General features: G+C 56.0%; 13 protein-coding genes and 1 pseudogene. 3 read left to right on the plus strand and 11 right to left on the minus strand.

Going from position 1 to position 16,564, the window contains the following annotated elements; genetic code table 11:
* Nucleotides 1-85: 85 nt before the first annotated feature.
* The 8 genes and pseudogenes from RZS32_RS15370 to RZS32_RS15400 all read right to left on the minus strand — a co-directional run bounded on the left by RZS32_RS15370 (nucleotide 86) and on the right by RZS32_RS15400 (nucleotide 9,868).
* A complete protein-coding gene (locus RZS32_RS15370; protein ID WP_317054445.1) occupies nucleotides 86-910 on the minus strand; it encodes a helix-turn-helix domain-containing protein in 825 nt (274 codons plus the stop codon).
* A gap of 611 nt (nucleotides 911-1,521) precedes the next feature.
* Complete coding sequence (gene ilvN / locus RZS32_RS15375; RefSeq protein WP_317054446.1) at nucleotides 1,522-2,082, minus strand: acetolactate synthase small subunit; 561 nt, start codon at nucleotides 2,080-2,082, stop codon at nucleotides 1,522-1,524.
* 129 nt (nucleotides 2,083-2,211) lie between these two features.
* Nucleotides 2,212-3,483: a glycosyltransferase family 87 protein gene (locus tag RZS32_RS19015; protein WP_317054447.1), complete on the minus strand. Its 1,272-nt coding sequence runs from the start codon at nucleotides 3,481-3,483 to the stop codon at nucleotides 2,212-2,214.
* A gap of 22 nt (nucleotides 3,484-3,505) precedes the next feature.
* Nucleotides 3,506-5,262: pseudogene (locus tag RZS32_RS19020) on the minus strand (acetolactate synthase 3 large subunit).
* A gap of 268 nt (nucleotides 5,263-5,530) precedes the next feature.
* Nucleotides 5,531-6,475, minus strand: coding sequence for an arginase family protein (locus RZS32_RS15385; protein ID WP_317054449.1), 945 nt, complete (start codon nucleotides 6,473-6,475; stop codon nucleotides 5,531-5,533).
* Nucleotides 6,476-6,507: 32 nt separating this feature from the next.
* Entirely contained in the window at nucleotides 6,508-7,794 is a 1,287-nt protein-coding gene (locus RZS32_RS15390; RefSeq protein ID WP_317054450.1) for a tetratricopeptide repeat protein, read from the minus strand.
* A complete protein-coding gene (locus RZS32_RS15395) occupies nucleotides 7,794-8,444 on the minus strand; it encodes a response regulator transcription factor (protein ID WP_317054451.1) in 651 nt (216 codons plus the stop codon). Before RZS32_RS15395 ends, RZS32_RS15390 begins: the two co-directional genes overlap by 1 nt.
* The gene (locus RZS32_RS15400) at nucleotides 8,441-9,868 is read right to left on the minus strand and encodes a cache domain-containing protein (protein WP_317054452.1); all 1,428 of its coding nucleotides are present in this window, start codon (nucleotides 9,866-9,868) and stop codon (nucleotides 8,441-8,443) included. Before RZS32_RS15400 ends, RZS32_RS15395 begins: the two co-directional genes overlap by 4 nt.
* Nucleotides 9,869-10,092: 224 nt before the next feature.
* On the opposite strand from RZS32_RS15400, the gene RZS32_RS15405 reads away from it, so the two are divergent.
* From RZS32_RS15405 to RZS32_RS15415, 3 genes are all read left to right on the plus strand, one after another.
* A complete protein-coding gene (locus RZS32_RS15405; RefSeq protein ID WP_317054453.1) occupies nucleotides 10,093-11,175 on the plus strand; it encodes a TRAP transporter substrate-binding protein in 1,083 nt (360 codons plus the stop codon).
* Between the two features lie 95 nt (nucleotides 11,176-11,270).
* The gene (locus tag RZS32_RS15410) at nucleotides 11,271-12,161 is read left to right on the plus strand and encodes a TRAP transporter small permease subunit (protein ID WP_317054454.1); all 891 of its coding nucleotides are present in this window, start codon (nucleotides 11,271-11,273) and stop codon (nucleotides 12,159-12,161) included.
* Nucleotides 12,162-12,226: 65 nt separating this feature from the next.
* Complete coding sequence (locus RZS32_RS15415; RefSeq protein WP_317054455.1) at nucleotides 12,227-14,581, plus strand: TRAP transporter large permease subunit; 2,355 nt, start codon at nucleotides 12,227-12,229, stop codon at nucleotides 14,579-14,581.
* Nucleotides 14,582-14,645: 64 nt separating this feature from the next.
* Here RZS32_RS15415 and RZS32_RS15420 read toward each other — a convergent pair whose 3' ends face one another.
* The 3 genes from RZS32_RS15420 to RZS32_RS15430 form a co-directional block, all read right to left on the minus strand.
* A complete protein-coding gene (locus RZS32_RS15420) occupies nucleotides 14,646-15,476 on the minus strand; it encodes an arginyltransferase (RefSeq protein WP_317054456.1) in 831 nt (276 codons plus the stop codon).
* An 80-nt stretch (nucleotides 15,477-15,556) separates the two neighbouring features.
* Entirely contained in the window at nucleotides 15,557-16,006 is a 450-nt protein-coding gene (locus RZS32_RS15425) for an RDD family protein (protein WP_317054457.1), read from the minus strand.
* A 79-nt stretch (nucleotides 16,007-16,085) separates the two neighbouring features.
* Entirely contained in the window at nucleotides 16,086-16,499 is a 414-nt protein-coding gene (locus RZS32_RS15430) for a DUF2852 domain-containing protein (protein ID WP_317054458.1), read from the minus strand.
* Nucleotides 16,500-16,564 lie beyond the last annotated feature (65 nt).

Consider the following 16,564-nt stretch of genomic DNA (forward strand, 5'->3'; position numbering starts at 1 on the left):
AATCCGGCGGGACACATCAAATCTGCCCGAAAACAGCGGCATTTACCTACATTTCACGACATGGTTTGTCTTGATGCGACAGAAATCAGCGGAATTCTTCGCTCAGCCGCAACAGACGCAGGTGAAACGGTGGCACTTCATCTTGGGTGATCAGCCCCGATTGCCGCGCGGCCGCCAAAACGGCGCTCGTGTTCTCGCCCAGGTATTCGTAGACCATGCGTGCGGCGCGGCGTCCCGTGAGCTTCTCACGTACAGTGCGCGTTGCGTACCCTTCCCAGATATTGGATTGAAACGAGGTTTCCGGCGTCAGAAAATTAAAGGAACAGGCCAAAGAGTTTCTATGTGTGACAACAGCCATGACGCCTTCTTCCTGGCGCAGGACAAGACCTCGGTACTCCCGATTGGCGGATGCCGTTGACAATCCCTGAATGCGCATCGCACCGCGCGGCTCAAACCCTCGCAGGAACGTATAGTTGTTGCGTCGTGTCACATGCACCAACCCGGTCGTAAACTGCGTGTCATCAATAAAGCTCCGGCGCACAAAACGAAAAAACCCACTCGGGAACAAGGTGTGGGACACTCTGGTTGCTTCGGAGCCAAAATATCCTTGGAGGAAACGTTGGTTCAACAGGTCAGAGGAAACCGGGTCCAGATCTTCTATCGGCTCCAGTAGGATCCGCGCGTCCACGCCAAAAAACGTGCAAATCTGATCCAATATATCTGGCCTTGGAAAGCTTTCTCCAGACAAGTAGCGGTTGAATTGCGTGCGATTGAGGCCGAGGTCCCGGCACAGTCCGGCTACAGACGGATAGCCTGCACTCAGAATTTTCAGATTTGTTCCAAAGACTGACCGTATGGCCGCAGGGCTGCGCGTCAACTGGTTCTTTTTGGCGTCTGCTTTGTCGAACACTGATGTCTACCAAATTGAGAGATCCAAGAGTGATTACAATCATAGTGCTATTTGCAAGCATTTGGAGAAAAAACATCAAAATCGCATGTTTCTGACGCCAATTAGCATCAATCTTGAGAAAAGTTGACACAAATACCCTGGGGATATCGCCAAATACACAGATGTACGAAGGCCACTTGTCACGTATCTTAACAGCCATAGGGATGCGGAAATTGGGGAAGATATGTACGGCGTAATTTTATGGAGCGATTCCAAGTGTGACCGGGCGTTAATCTGGTGTGAAGACCATGGAAAACTTGCGTTTTTCAATGGACAAACGGACCGGCCAGACACTCTAGAGGAGATTGAAGCAGGGGATCTCGTCAAATTGGAACTGGAAGAAACACGTGATTTCCGCCTGGCGCGAAACGTCAAGTTGGTATCATCGGATGAATATCCGAAACTGGCAGATACACTGCTGGAAGTCGGGGAAAATTTCTTGGGCCAGCCACAGCAAAAACAACCTGCGTCTGAGAGCAATGTCATACCATTTGGCCGACCTCGGCCCATGGCGCAGTCAGAGAAAGCTTCAAAGAAGTCGGCTCTGCCGAGGTCGTGAGCGTCGCTTGCACCTAATCCCCACGCAAGAGGGCGGCCACTCCGGTGCGCGCAATCTCCTGTAACCCCAATGGGCGCATCAAGTCGGAAAAGGCATCGACCTTTTCCGGCGCACCGGTGATTTCAAAGACAAAGCTGTCAAGCGTGCTGTCCACGACGTTGGCGCGAAAGATATCGGCAAGGCGGAGCGCCTCAACACGTTTCTCACCTTCACCGGTTACTCGGAGCAAAGCCAGCTCGCGTTCCACTGAAGGTCCCTCCACGGTCAAATCGTTGACCTGATGCACCACAACAATACGACCAAGCTGCGCCTTGATCTGTTCAATGATCTGCGGTGTTCCGGCTGTGACGATTGTGATGCGTGACTGATGCCCTTCGTGATCCACTTCGGCCACGGTCAGGCTGTCGATGTTGTAGCCTCGGCCCGAGAATAGCCCGATCACGCGGGCAAGCACGCCCGGTTCGTTGTCTACGATCACTGCCAATGTATGCCGCTCGACCGTGTCGGAAAACGTGGGTCGCAAGTTGTAGGCGGAATGGCTCGTGGCGCCTTTTTTGATTTTTAGGGCTGACATGGGTCTATCCTTTGGGGTTCTTTACGTGTGGAGCGTAGGGTACGTGTGATGGCAATTTCGTAACGCTGAGGGGCCTCTGTTTTTGAGGTGTTTGACGCGATGGTTTTATCGGCTTTTTGGTATTCGCGATCATGCGGGCTCTTCCGGTTTTGACGAAGACAACATCACATCGCGCAAGCAAAGCGCGAAAGCGATACAGGCTAATAGCAAAGAAACAACCCGCAAAAGGTCATTTGGGCCGGTGAGTGATTGTAGCAAAACATATGGCCCGAGCCCCAGCCAAAACGCGATTCCCAAGACCGCGGTTATAGAGTCTTTGTTGAGAACCCCTGCACGAAGCATAAATAAGGCAGCTGGGGCCATCATTGCAGCTTCGTAGTACCAAAGATAGGGCGAAGACAACGGGATGGCGGTCAACAAAGTCGCCGCACGTAGATCAAATCCGATTGATACCTTGCGCCACGCCCAAAAAACGGCCGCCGCACAAAATGCAGTGACAACCCACTGCATCGGGAGTGCGGCGTTCTCGGAAAAGCCGAGTGAAATGAGTGTGGCATAAGGTCCGATCAGAAGGTCGAGTTCCCCAACCGCGCCACGCACAACAGTGCCATGCCGTTCAATAATAGCAAGTAGCTCGGTCCAGTATTCAGCGCCGTAGATGAGTGTGGGAACTGCAGAGATCAAAATCGTTGTAAGGGTTGCCGCAACGATGGTGCGCCATGCACTACACGCCAGCAGCGCAAAAGGGATGAGCAATCCAAGTTGGGGCTTCAACGTCAACAAACCAATAAGGACGCCAGCAAGAACGGGACGATCAGCGCGTAACGCAGCAAGTGCGCCAACAAGTCCCGCACACCACAAAACACTCACTTGACCGTTCAAAAGAGTTGGCAACACCGCCGGCGCCAAAGCGACACAGAGTATGACCTGAACTTTTCCTGCGCAAAAAGGTTTCACTGCGAACCATAGAGCGCCGACGGAAAGCACTGAAAAAACAGCCCAAGCAGTCGCGAACGGCATCAAGCCGAGAGGCGTGATCAAGAGCAGAAACCCCGGCGGATAGAGCCAAGCCATCCACGCTGTGGTGCTTGTTGCGGCAATCTCAATCAACCGCTGCGGATCGAATGCTTCAAGAGGAACGCCCTGCAGTGCCAGTTTCGCCGCCGCCCAAAATACAAAAAAGTCGTTTGAAATGGTCTTGAGCTCGGTTGCCTTGATTTCCAAATGGGCCGCAATAATCGCTGTTGCACACCATAGGACAGTGACCGCAGCACCAAATATTCCGATTTGCCAGCCGCGTTTTTGATCAAACACGGCCAGCCTTTGATCACCCTGATGAGCATCGACTGAATAGCTCTGCTTCGTGCCGTCGCGAGCGTTGTTTTGAGGGAGTGATGTCATTGCTCTAAACCCACGCCGGAGTTTAAACCAGCACCGCTCCCCCGCATCGATCGCATCCTTGGTCGAGGCGTTCTCGCCCAGAAGCATTTCGTTATGGGCCTTGCCGGACGGGATCATCGGGAAGCAATTTTCGTGCTTTTCCACCAGACAATCAAAGATCACGGGCCCATCGTGATTGATCATCTCCATGATCGCATCATCAAGATCGGCAGGGTCGTTGCAGATGATCCCCTTGGCGCCAAACGCCTCAGCCAGTTTGACGAAATCGGGCAAGGCGTCTGACCAGCTGTGCGAATAACGCTCGCCGTGCAGGAGTTCCTGCCATTGCCGCACCATGCCAAGCCGTTCGTTGTTGAGGATGAACTGCTTAACGGGCAGGCGGTACTGCACCGCGGTGCCCATTTCCTGCATGTTCATCAGCCAGGAGGCTTCTCCGGCGACGTTGATCACAAGCGCGTCGGGATGGGCGATCTGCACGCCGATGGAGGCGGGGAAGCCATAGCCCATCGTGCCCAAGCCACCCGACGTCATCCAGCGGTTTGGATCCTCAAAGCCGAGATACTGCGCCGCCCACATCTGATGCTGGCCCACTTCGGTACAGATATACCGGTCATGCTCCTTGGTCAGCGCCTCGAGCCGATCCAGCGCATATTGCGGTTTGATCGTCTTACCTGCTTGCGTGAAAGCCAGGCAGTTGATCTTTTTCCAGTCATTGATCTGCGCCCACCATTTGCCAATGGCGTCGCTGTTCACCTTGCGCCCGCGCTCTGTCCAGACATCTGTGAGCTGTTGCAGCACGGTGGCGACATCGCCCACAATGGGGAAATCGGTGCGGATGACCTTGTTGATCGACGAGGGATCAATATCGATATGAGCGCGTTGCGATCCGGGGCTGAACGCATCGAGCCGCCCGGTGATCCGGTCATCAAACCGCGCGCCGATATTGATCAGTAGATCGCAATCATGCATGGCCATGTTGGCCTCATAAAGACCGTGCATGCCCAGCATCCCGATCCAATTTTTGCCGGACGCCGGGTAACAGCCCAGACCCATCAGGGTCGAGGTGATCGGAATGCCAGTGGCGTCGACCAGATTGCGCAACAGCTTTGTGGCTTCGTCTCCGGAATTGATCACCCCGCCGCCCGTGTAGAAGATCGGGCGCTTGGCCGTTTCGAGCGCCTCGACCAGTTCTGCGATGGTCTCGATGTCGCCTTCCATCTGTGGTTGGTAATGCGATACCTTCGTCTTCTCTGGCGGCGTGTAGGTCGCAGAGGCAAACTGCACATCCTTGGGAATGTCCACCAAAACCGGCCCCGGACGACCCGAGGTGGCCACATGGAAAGCCTCATGTATGGTTTGCGACAGGCGCTCGGTCTCCTTCACCAGCCAGTTGTGCTTGGTGCAGGGGCGCGTGATGCCAACGGTATCGGCTTCTTGAAATGCGTCCGAGCCGATCATGAAGGTCGGGACCTGACCAGTGAGAACCACAATCGGAATGGAATCCATCAGCGCATCGGTGATGCCTGTGACCGCATTTGTGGCCCCGGGGCCAGATGTCACAAGAACAACACCGGGCTTGCCCGTTGAGCGCGCATAGCCTTCGGCGGCATGCACCGCGCCCTGTTCATGGCGCACAAGAATGTGGCGAATGTCGTTTTGCTGGAAAACCTCGTCATAAATCGGTAGCACGGCACCCCCGGGATATCCGAATACGACGTCCACACCCTGATCCTTCAGGGCTTGAACCACCATTTTCGCTCCGGTCATCTGACGTGCCATCTGTTCTCTCCGTTCATGACATCATTCATTTGTCTTACGCATAAAAAAGCCCCCGGTTTTTTCCGAGGGCGCATGGGGTACCGTTATGGTGTCCGTTACCGGCCCATGCGCCATTTGCCTACAATTACGACTAGTTCCGCCATATTGGCCGACTCCTTTATACGCGTTCGGGGACACTAGGTTGGGGGTGCGAGGGCGTCAACAGGATTTGTGAAAAAAATGTCGCAGCGCAGCATTTTTCTTTGCGATTGTTGCGCCGGGTGAATTTCTAACGCGCGCGCACTGCCGCGCCAATGAAGTTGCAGATCAGCCTTTCGGCATGAACAAGCGTAGTTTGCCCAACATCCTGAGAGGGTGCGATTTCCACAATATCCATGCCCACCATGCGGCCTTTGGCAAAGAGTCCGTGAAGCAGTTTGTGCATCTGCACCCAGCTCAGGCCGCCGGGTGCCTGATACATGACACCAGGCATAATCGTTGGGTCAAGACCATCCGCGTCTACGGTGAGGTAGTAGGGCCCACCATTTGGGATGCGGTCCAGCACGGCCTCTATGCCAATGTCGTGCATTTCATAGGCGGTAACAATATCCGCCCCATAGGCGCGGGCGACCTCGACCTCTTCTGGCCGCGCGCTTCCGATGCCGCGAATGCCGATTTGGATGATATCTCCGATCCAGTCCATTTCCGAGGCGCGGCGGATCGGGCTGGAATAGCCCTCACGCTCTCCATTCACATCATCACGCCAGTCGATATGGGCATCGACTTGCACCAGTGTGATTTTCTCACCCAGCACGTCAAGCGCACGCAGAACAGGGATGGGGATACCGTGATCACCGCCAATGGATATGAGCGATGCGCCAGAGGCAAATATCTTGCGCGCTGCGGCCTCGGCGTTGAGGTAATGCGTGTCGGGATTGGACATGTCGGCGACGACGTTCCCGCAATCCACCACCTTGGCCCCGGTATCGCCCAGAAGGGTGCCTCCGAAATCAAAATTGTAGCTACCCAGCATATAGTCAGGCCGCAACGTCGCCTGCCGGAGCGCATCCGGGGCGCGGCTTTGATCATTGGCGAGCTCGTCGGGACCATAAGGTTTGCCATATGGGATGCCAAGGATCGCGATATCCGCGTCGAGGGCATCAAGATCATCGACGAAAGGAAACCCAAGGAACGTATTGGGAACGCTGTCTGGCTTGGTGACGAGCTTGGTCATAAGGGGCCTCCGGGGCTGTTTGCCGGTTTAGCTTATGCTGCGCTTTGCAGTGTGGCCAGTGGCGGTGATTTTGCCAGTTCCGGGCGACGCAGAGCAAGAGTGCGTCGCGCTTCTTCGGTTCGGTTGAGACGCATGAGGACATTTACGTAGGTGAGTTCCAAAAGATCCCGTTGCGCGCGGCTACCGCCCAGGCGCTCATGCGTGGCCATCACGGGTGTGAGGTGGTCCAACGCGTCAGACCAATTCTCATGCGCAATAGCCTTGAACGCACGCGCAATCGGCCGCACCAGATCTCCGGCAAAGCCCTTGGCGGTTTCAGCGATATAGGCAAGCCGTTCGCCTTTACCGGCCATGGCGTGGCTGAGCGCGGCGTGCAGGTCGGCAAAGCTCTGGCCAGTTTCGGGAAAAAATTGCGCCGCGTAGTCGCTCAAAGCGCTCCAACGTTCTGGTGCTACAGGTAAGCCAGCCAGATCAGCCCGGTGATAGATCGCTGCTGTGTCTGTTAGCACGTTGATTGGTAAACCTTTGGCCCCACCCGGCGCGACGGCGCTGTCCACAACAGACCAGAGCGTCTTTTCATCACCATCTGCCAGCGCCCAAAGTGCTTGATGCCAACTGAGATGGCTGTGCAGAACAGACCGATCATCATAGTCCGGCATCCATTTCGCCAGATAAGCCCGGCCCGCAGCAGTTTCGCCTGCCTCGTATTGCGCATGCGCTTTGAAATGCGACCCGTTTGCATTGCGCGGCTCAATCGCAAGGGATTTCTCCATCAGTGTGATGGACGCATCGGTCTGTCCGGTTTCACACAGTGACAGCGCATGCATCGACATCATCCACCAATCTTCACCGTAATGCGGCAAGAGCGCGTGGGTGTAAGCCAGAAGGGCGGCTTCGCGGCCCACCTCACCGGAAAACCCGATGAGGCCAAAGACATTGGTGCACATTTGTGCCGCCAGCGCATCGCGGGGATAGCTGCGCACATGCTCTTCGACCATGCGCCGGGTCTCTACCGGTTTGCCCGCAAGCAGCATGTCAAACGCGGCGATATGGGCCGCCTCACGCGCTGTGACGCCGCTTGTCAGAGACATGGCTGTGCTCACAGAGGTCTTGGCGGCATCCATCTGCGCCGCCATCATCTGTGCTCGTGCCAGGGCGGCGTGGCCCAAGGCAAATCCAGGGTCAGCTGCAACGGCGTCAGAGAAAGCCTCGACCGCGCCGTAGTTGCCGCTCAGAAAAAGCTGAATGCCTGTGTCATAAGCATCGCGCGCGGCATCAGATGTTGTTGTAATGTCGTTGCCGTAGCAATCTTTCCGCATCAGAGAGACACCCCCGTACCCTGCAACACGCCATGCTCCAAAGCATAGCGCGTCAGGCCAGCCGTCGAGGAGATACCGAGCTTGCGCTTGATGTTCTTGCGATGTGTTTCCACGGTACGCACCGAAATATCGAGTTCCAGAGCGACCTCCTTGTTGGACTTGCCTTGGGCCAATTGCAGCAGGATGGTTTGCTCGCGATTGGTCAATTGTTCTCGGGCATCCGAGCCATCCGGATTGAGCGACCCTTCCGCCCCGGTGCACAGATACCGCTCACCGCGCATCACCGTGTCGATGGCCTGTTTGATCTCTTCGGTAGGCACATCCTTGAGCACATACCCCATGGCCCCATGGCTCAGAGCCGATGAGATGTATTCAGGACTGTCATGCATGCTTAGAATGAGGATACGCATATCGGGGCGGCGTTCGAGCAATATCTCTGTGGTGCTCAGCCCGCCGATACCCGGCATGTTGAGGTCAAGCAGAATGACATCGGGATCCAATCGCTCACTTTGATCAATGATATCCTGACCGGTCGAGAGGGTCGCGATCACCTTGATATCGTCATAGCTTTCGAGAATGGCCTGAATGCCCTCGGCGACCATGGGATGATCATCAACAATGGCGATGCGAATTGGAACAGATGCGGTCATGCGCTGGCCTTTGTTTCTGGCTCTGTGCCTTCCTGCGGGGGCAATAGGTGTGACAGAGGAACGGTGGCTTCAATAACGGTGCCGGTTTTGCTCGACAAAACGCGCAGAGTGCCGTCGAGCTGTTCGATGCGTTCTTGCATATTGCGCAGGCCCAGGCCGCTCGATGGGGTGGCGTTGGTTTGGGAATGGTCCAGCCCGTGACCATCATCGGCGATGCGCAATGTTGCCCCCTTGGCATGACCGCGCACATCAACGGTGACACGTCCTGCACCGGCATGGCGTTCAACATTGGTCAGCGCCTCTTGCGCAACGCGGTAGAGGGCCGTCTTGGCGTCTTTGTCGAGCCGGTTGCGGAAGGGGACAGTTTTGAACTCTGTCTGAAGTCCGGTGCGTGTGCCGAAATCCTCGACGAGGGATTTAAGGGCCGGGCCAAGCCCCAGATCATCCAGCACACCGGGACGCAGATCACGGCTGATGCGGCGGACCTCCTGAATGGCACCGGAGAGATTTTCGATGCCTTTGTCGAGAGTTTCTCCGGCCCGATCATCGCCAGACGCAAAGCGGCGGCGGGCGCTGTCGAGTGCATAGCGCACGCCAACCAGGATCTGGCTGATCCCGTCGTGCAGCTCGCGTGCGACGCGCCCGCGCTCTTCTTCCTGTGCGTCAAACACCCGTTGAGTCAGCTTCTTGAGCTTGGCGTCGGCCAAACGGCGTTCACGAATGTTAATGAAGAGGCCCGAGGCAAAGACCACCAGAAGTGCCGCCAGCGTGAGCGCGCCGATGTAAAGGAATGTCTTGCGAATGCGGGTCTCCACATCGGCCTTGGCGGCATTCACCGTGGCGGTCACATCATCGATGAACACGCCCGTACCGATGGCCCAGCGCCAGTCCTGCAACCCGATTGTGTAGGTGACCATCTGTGCCTTTTCACCGGTTGAGGGCTTGGTCCACTCATAACTGTGATACCCACCACCTGAGCGCGCGAGGCGAATGATCTCGTCCGTAATGACGGTGCCAAACGCGTCTTCCAACCCGGTCCAGTTTCGCCCAATCAGTTCAGTGCGACGGGGACTGACAAGATTGTTGCCTTCATAATCGTAAACAAAGAAGTACCCGTCCTGACCATAAACCATACCTGCCAGGATTTGCGTCACGGCCAGCTTGGCCTCTTCATCATCTGGTGCGGCACGTCCGTAGATATTGATGATGGCAGTGCGCGCAATAGAGAGGTAGTTCTTCAACTCATCCCGTTTGGCGGTAATGAGCTGTTGCTCCAAGTTGCGGATTTCGCGCTCGGCCAGTTGCCGAGATTGCAGCGTCACCAGAACAGATATCGTCACCGCCGCGATAATCAGCGGCAGCGTGGCTGTCAAAAAAAGCTTCTGACCATAGTTCAGATGAATGCGAAAACGCTCCAATCCCATACCGAATCGTTAAATCGAATCGGCCGCGTTGCCCAGTAAATTTGCTGAAAAACAGGGCAAGAGCGCCTCTGAAAACGTTGAAAACGGGCAGAATGTTGATCGCGCTACGTAGTAGTCGGTATTCCAATCATCCGAATCGCGCGCTAGGGTCCGCGCACTTGCAACGATCCGCGCCGGGACTTCGACGTCTCTGGCGCATTCATTGACTTGGGAGGACTTACCATATGGATCGTCGTTCTTTTCTAAAAAATACCGCTCTGGGTGGCTCGGCCGCCGCCGCGACATCGCTGGCAGCACCGGCTTACGCTCAGGGCAACCGGACCCTGACCATGGTGACCAGCTGGGGCCGTGGTCTGGCGGGTGTGTTTGATGCCGCACAAAAATGTGCCGACAACATCAACGCTATGACCGATGGCTCGTTGACCATCGACGTGAAAGCCGCAGGCGAGCTGGTTGGCGCTTTTGAAGTGTTTGATGCCGTGACCGCCGGTCAGGCCGATATGTACCACGCCGCAGACTACTACTTCGTGAGCCAGCATCCTGGTTTCGCCTTCTTCACTGGCGTGCCCTTCGGCATGACGGCGACCGAGCTGAACAACTGGTACTACCACGGCAACGGTCAGGCGATGCATGACAAGCTGGGCGAAATCTTTGGTCTGAAATCCTTCCTGGCGGGTAACACCGGCACACAGGCGGGCGGTTGGTTCGCCAAGGAAATCAAAGGCCCTGAAGACTTCAACGGTCTGAAATTCCGTATGCCTGGTCTGGGCGGCAAGGCTCTGGGTTACATGGGTGCATCGGTTCAGAACCTGCCCGGCGCAGAAGTGTATCAAGCGCTGGCCTCTGGTGCGATTGACGGAACTGAGTGGATCGGCCCATGGGCGGACGAGAAAGCTGGTTTCCAGGAAATCACCAAGTTCTACTACACCGCGGGCTTCCACGAGCCAGCAGCAGGTCTGTCGCTGGCGACAAACCGCGAAGTGTTCGAGAGCCTGGCACCAGCGCACCAGTCGGCCATCGAGATCGCAGCGGGCCACGCCAACGTGTGGAACCTGAGCCAGTTCTTGATGAACAACGGTGCGGCGCTTGAGCGTCTGAAAGCCGGTGGTGTGAATGTTCTGGAATTCCCTGACAGCGTTTGGGATGCCATGGGCACCGCGTCACAGCAGGTCTATGACGAGTTCATGGGCGATGAGCTTTTTGCGGAAATCTTCAACGATTACCGTGGCTCGATGAAGGCGTCCTCGGGCTGGCTCACCCAGTCGATCAGCGCCTATCGCAACCAGCGCGACCGCGTTCTGGGCTAAGCCAATCGAAAAAGTACCGGACGGGCCCTTTCCTGGGCCCGTTCATCGAGATTAAGATCGAATAACGATCACTCAACAAAAAGGCGTGGGGACATATGCTGGACGCAATCGTCTGGTTTTTCCAGAATATCGCGCTTGCCTTTTATAATTTCGCATATGCGATCACACATCCGGCAAGCTGGCTGAACTGGTCTGACAAAGAAGCGATCATGCGCTTCGTCTATTACGGTGGATCGGTCGAATTTTTCTTTGTCGTCTTCACGGCGATTTTGGTTATGACCGGTATCGGCTTGTGGCGAAACAGCTTCATGTGGGGCTGTGTGCGCGTCATGGAAGGCTTTGCCAACATGGTCGGTCGGCTCTTTGCCTGGGCTGGTCTGATCATGGTGATCCAGCAGATCGTCATCGTCTTTATTCAACGGATTTTTGTACGCCCTGATATTTCGTTCGGGTTCGGCATTGAACTTGCCTTTGATATCAGCTGGTGGGCCGAAATGCTTAAGCTGCACAACGCTATGGTCGTGGCGCTGTGCTGTACCTACACCTTTGTGCAGGGTGGGCATGTGCGTGTTGACCTGTTCTATGCAGGGGTAAAATTCCGGACGAAAAAGATCATCGACATGACAGGTAGCATTATCTTCATGTTGCCCACTGCCGTGCTGGTCTGGATGTATGGCTGGTACTTTATGTGGCGCCACCTCATCACGCCGAAACCGTCGGCCTCTGATACGCTGGACCGCCTGCTGCTGAAGGCCAAGGCGGTGCGCTGGAACGTGGAAACAATCGGCTTTAGCCCGAACGGCTTCAATGCCTATTTCCTCTTCAAGATTCTCATGGTGGCGTTTGCCGGCATGGTCTTTATCCACGCCATCGCATTTTTCTATCGCTCTTACCTTGAATGGAAAGAAGGCGAGGAAAGTGAAGGAAAATACCTCGACAAGGACAGCCTTGGGGAAGGTGAAGAAGCCTATGAGGGGACGCACTGATGGAACGTTTTCAGCAAAAGTGGGAACCGGTTTTGCGGTTCGAAAACGTGACGGTGGAGGCTTAGATGTTGTTTGGACTTGATGGCGTCGAGATCGGCCTGATCATTGTATTTCTATGCCTCTTCGGGGGTATCCTCTCGGGCTTCCCAGTGGCCTTTGCCATTGGTGGGGCCGGGGTCATCTCCTTTGGCATTATCGCCGCGCTCGACAGTGCCGGATTGCTCATACACCAGGCGATAGACACCGGTTCTGAGGCGTATCGCGCGCTTGTTGCGGGTGGGCTAAAAGCCGAGACGATATCCGTCTTTACGCATCCTGATCTGCCGCGAATAGGCACGCCTGTTTTCCCGCAAGGGTGGGAAACCGCGCTTGATCGCAATGTCAGCTTTGTCGTCAACCGCATGAATGAGCGCGTCTTTGCGGGGCAATCCATCGAAACCCTTCTGGCGGTTTTGATGTTTGTCCTGATGGGCATCACTCTGGAACGCTCGAAAATCGCCAACGACCTTCTGACCACAATGGCGCGTGTCTTTGGCCCGCTTCCCGGCGGTTTGGCCGTATCGGTTGTAGTCGTGGGCGCCTTCCTTGCCGCCTCGACCGGGATCGTGGGGGCGACCGTGGTGACCATGGGCTTGCTGAGCTTGCCGACTATGTTGCGCAACAACTATAGCCCCGAGATTGCCACAGGCGTGATTGCAGCGTCGGGCACATTGGGGCAGATCATTCCGCCTTCGATTGTGATCGTTCTCCTGGGCACCTTGGCGGGGGATCTCTATTCCGTTGCACAGGAAAACCGCGCGCAGGAGGCAGGATGTACTGACGCGCTCACCTATCTTGGTGAACCTGCCGTCGTTTCGGTTGGCACGCTGTTTCAGGCGGCTCTGTTGCCCGGTATTCTTTTGGCCTTGCTCTATGCGCTCTATGCGTTCGGCTATGCGCTGGTGAATCCAAGCCGCGCGCCTGCGGTGGAAATGGGCAGCACCAATTCCGAGCCGATCACACGCTCGGAAAGCTTCACCTGGTTTTTGGGCGTGCCCACAGCGCTCATTGCAGGTGTGATCCTGATGGGACAAATCAACATCGTCGGATCACAAGACCTGACCGTGGACAGCTTTAGTGCACAGGGCCAATCGGCCAGCTTGCGTACAAATGTCAGCCCCGAGTGTCAGGCTTCGATGATTGAGTTGCACGGCCAGGCTGCGTGGGAAGCGGCGGTTGCTGAACAAGAGGAAATTGATGCGGCTGGTGGCGTTCAGCAGTCCAAGGAGTTGACCGAGGAAGAGGTCGCCGAGGCGCTGTCGTCCAAGATCGCCAATGCCGCGCCGATCGGGACCGGTGTCGCCATCTTGTTCCTGCTCTTTGCTCTGGTTCTCGCAGTGGCGCGTGGCATCAAACCGTCTGCCAGCTCCAAACCTTTGTTGGTCGGGGCCGTTGGTGTCGTGCTGGCGTTGCTGGCAGACATTTTGATCATTGGCCCTCAGATGTCCTCGGGTGCGTCTTTCCTCGTATTGGCGATCCCAACGGTGCTGGCTCTATACGGATGTGCACATGGGGCAGGGCGGCTGGCTCAGAATGAGCTTATCCGCGTGGTCTTTCCACCGCTGGTTCTCATTATTGCCGTGCTTGGCTCGATCCTTGGCGGCATCACCAATCCAACACCCGCCGCTGCTCTGGGCGCAGGTGGCGCGATCATGCTGGCGGCCTATCGCAAACTGAAAGACGAGGAACGCTCTGGTCGGATCATTCTCTTTGCGACTTTCGCGATTGTTGTTGCCATTCTGATCGGGGTGAATTTCGATCTGCGCATTAACGTCGCCAACGTCAGTTTTGAAACTTGGGTCGCGTTCTTCTTTGCCAAGGCGGCGTATCTTTATGCGCTCTTCGGTCTGCTCTTTGCGTGCTGGGTGCTCTTTGCAGGCGGTGTTTTGACCCCGGTGGTGAGAGAAACGGCCAAGGTCACGAGTATGGTCTTCACCATCCTCATCGGCTCGCAGCTCTTGAACCTGGTGGTGATTTCCTTTGGCGGTGAACACTACATCCAACAGTTCCTGAAGAGCTTTGACAACGAGTTCAAGGTCTTCCTGATCGTGATGCTGGTGCTGTTCGTCCTTGGTTTCGTGCTCGACTTTCTGGAGATCATTTACATCGTGATCCCCATCGTCGGACCAGTCATTTATGGCGGCACGTTTGATCCCAAATGGGTCACGATCATGATTGCAGTGAACCTGCAGACCTCGTTCCTGACACCGCCTTTTGGTTTTGCGCTCTTCTATTTACGAGGGGTCGCGCCGAAAGAAGTCACGACCGGGCATATCTACCGTGGTGTGGCACCTTTCGTGCTGATCCAGGTGGTGGGTCTGGCGATCTTGTGGTTCTTCCCGGACATCGTGACGATCCTGCCGGACCTGATCGGGCGGTAACACTTGCCAAGAATTGAGAAAGGCCGTCCTGAGGGGCGGCCTTTCCACTTGTGCATGACGCGTTTTATTCGTGACGTGTTCGCAGAGGACGGCTGTCGGGTAGCGAGATATTCGCCACCTGCTCGGCAATGGGATCATTCGACAAAGGATGTCGTTTGGAATCGTAATCCTTCGGATCACGCATTTTCTGCCAGGCGCCACCGGAATAGACCTCAAGCCCGGAAAACCCGGCCTTGTAGCCCATCTTGTCACTGCCCGGCACCCAATAGCCCAAGTAGACATATGGTAGGTCCGCTTCCTGAGCGATGCGGATGTGGTCAAGGATGATGTAGGTGCCCAGCGACGTGCCGTTCTGGTCGGTGTCAAAGAATGAGTAGACCATGCTGACCCCGTCATCAAAGACATCCGTCAGGCATACCGCAACAAGCTCTCCGCTCTCCGGCTCGACATATTCCACCACGCGTGTGCGGATGGGTGTCTCTTCGATCATGGCGGCAAATTCAAAGCTGTCCATGTCTGCCATGCCGCCCGTGGCATGCCGGTCTTCAAGGTAGCGACGAAAGAGCGCATATTGCTCTTCTGTGGCCCAGGGCGAGGTGGCCCGACGCTCAAGATGGCCTGCGCGTTTCAGCGTGCGGCGCTGGCTGCGTGAAGGCGTGTGTTCCGCCACATTGATCCGGGCCGACAAACAGGCCGCGCAATCGGCGCATGAAGGGCGATAAAGGACATTTTGAGACCGCCGAAACCCTTGTTTTGAAAGGGAGTCATTGAGCCTCTGCGCGCCATCCCCTTGCAGCGCCGTGAACAGCTTTCGCTCCATCCTGCCTTCAAGATAAGGACAGGGCTGTGGGGCCGTCACATAGAACTGGGGCGCAAGTGGAAGCGTGTGGCGCATGCATGCTCGTGGGTTGATCTAGTAGACCACGATAACAATGAATAGGTGATGCGCCAAGTCAGAATAGCGACGGTGGCTTGTTACATTGCGGCACGACGATTTACGGCAAGTGTACCGAGCATCACATCGGTCAGGCCCTGACCCCGCGCAGTGGTCAGCATCATCACGCCTGATGCCACAAGAAGTGGCGGGATGACACATGACACTGTAAAGCCGAGGCAGTGCCAAAACGCATATGTCTTATCAAGCCGTTCGCCGCGTAAGGTGATGAATTCAATCGACATCAAGCGCATCCCCAGGGTCGCGGAGCCTTGGGTGACTGTGGCAAGGCGATAAAAGAACCCAACCGTGAGAAACAGCAGCGGCAGGAAAAAGAGCCCTGTAAACGCAGTGAAGGGCAGGATGATGACGCACAAAAACAGCGTGATGATGGTGTCGGCGCACCACGCAACAAGCCGTTTCACCGGAACGTCGTGGTAAAACTCCGGTTGCGTGTCCGGATCGGGAATTTGCCAGCTGGTGTCAGTCATGTCACAGATATAGGTCTCCGCCCCATCGCGTGAAACGAAAGAGCGGAGCAGGTGCAGATCATGGGCGGTGCCTTGCCGGTCAGGCAGGCTTGGTGTCTGCGTCTGTGTCGTCTACTTTTGCAGCGCGCTCATCAATGAACTGGTCAAACTCGGCCTTGTCCCGTGCGTCGCGCAGACGTTTGAGGAACGCTTCAAAGTTCTGTTGTTCTTCTTCCAGACGTTGCAGCGTTTCTTCGCGGTAGGCGTCAAATGCCGCATTGCCCGTGCCGCCAGTTCGAGGGTGATGACGGCGGAACTTGTGCGAATGGCATGTCATTTTTTTGCTCCAGATCATGTAGGCCAGAAGGGCAAGACCAAGCGGCCAGAACACGATCAGCGACACAGCCAATAGCGCGATCCAGGCACCTTTGCCTTTTTCATCCAGCCAGGCCTCGGCGCGCGACAACCAACCGGTGGACCCGGTGGCGTGTGGAGAAGTGGCGGCGATGCTCATGCGTGAACCTTTCTTTTGTTGGGTTTAGGTTAATGTGAATGCTCTTCACATTACAGAGATCGTGA

Origin of the sequence: Roseovarius sp. W115 (assembly GCF_032842945.2) — a bacterium.
Lineage (GTDB): Bacteria > Pseudomonadota > Alphaproteobacteria > Rhodobacterales > Rhodobacteraceae > Roseovarius > Roseovarius rhodophyticola.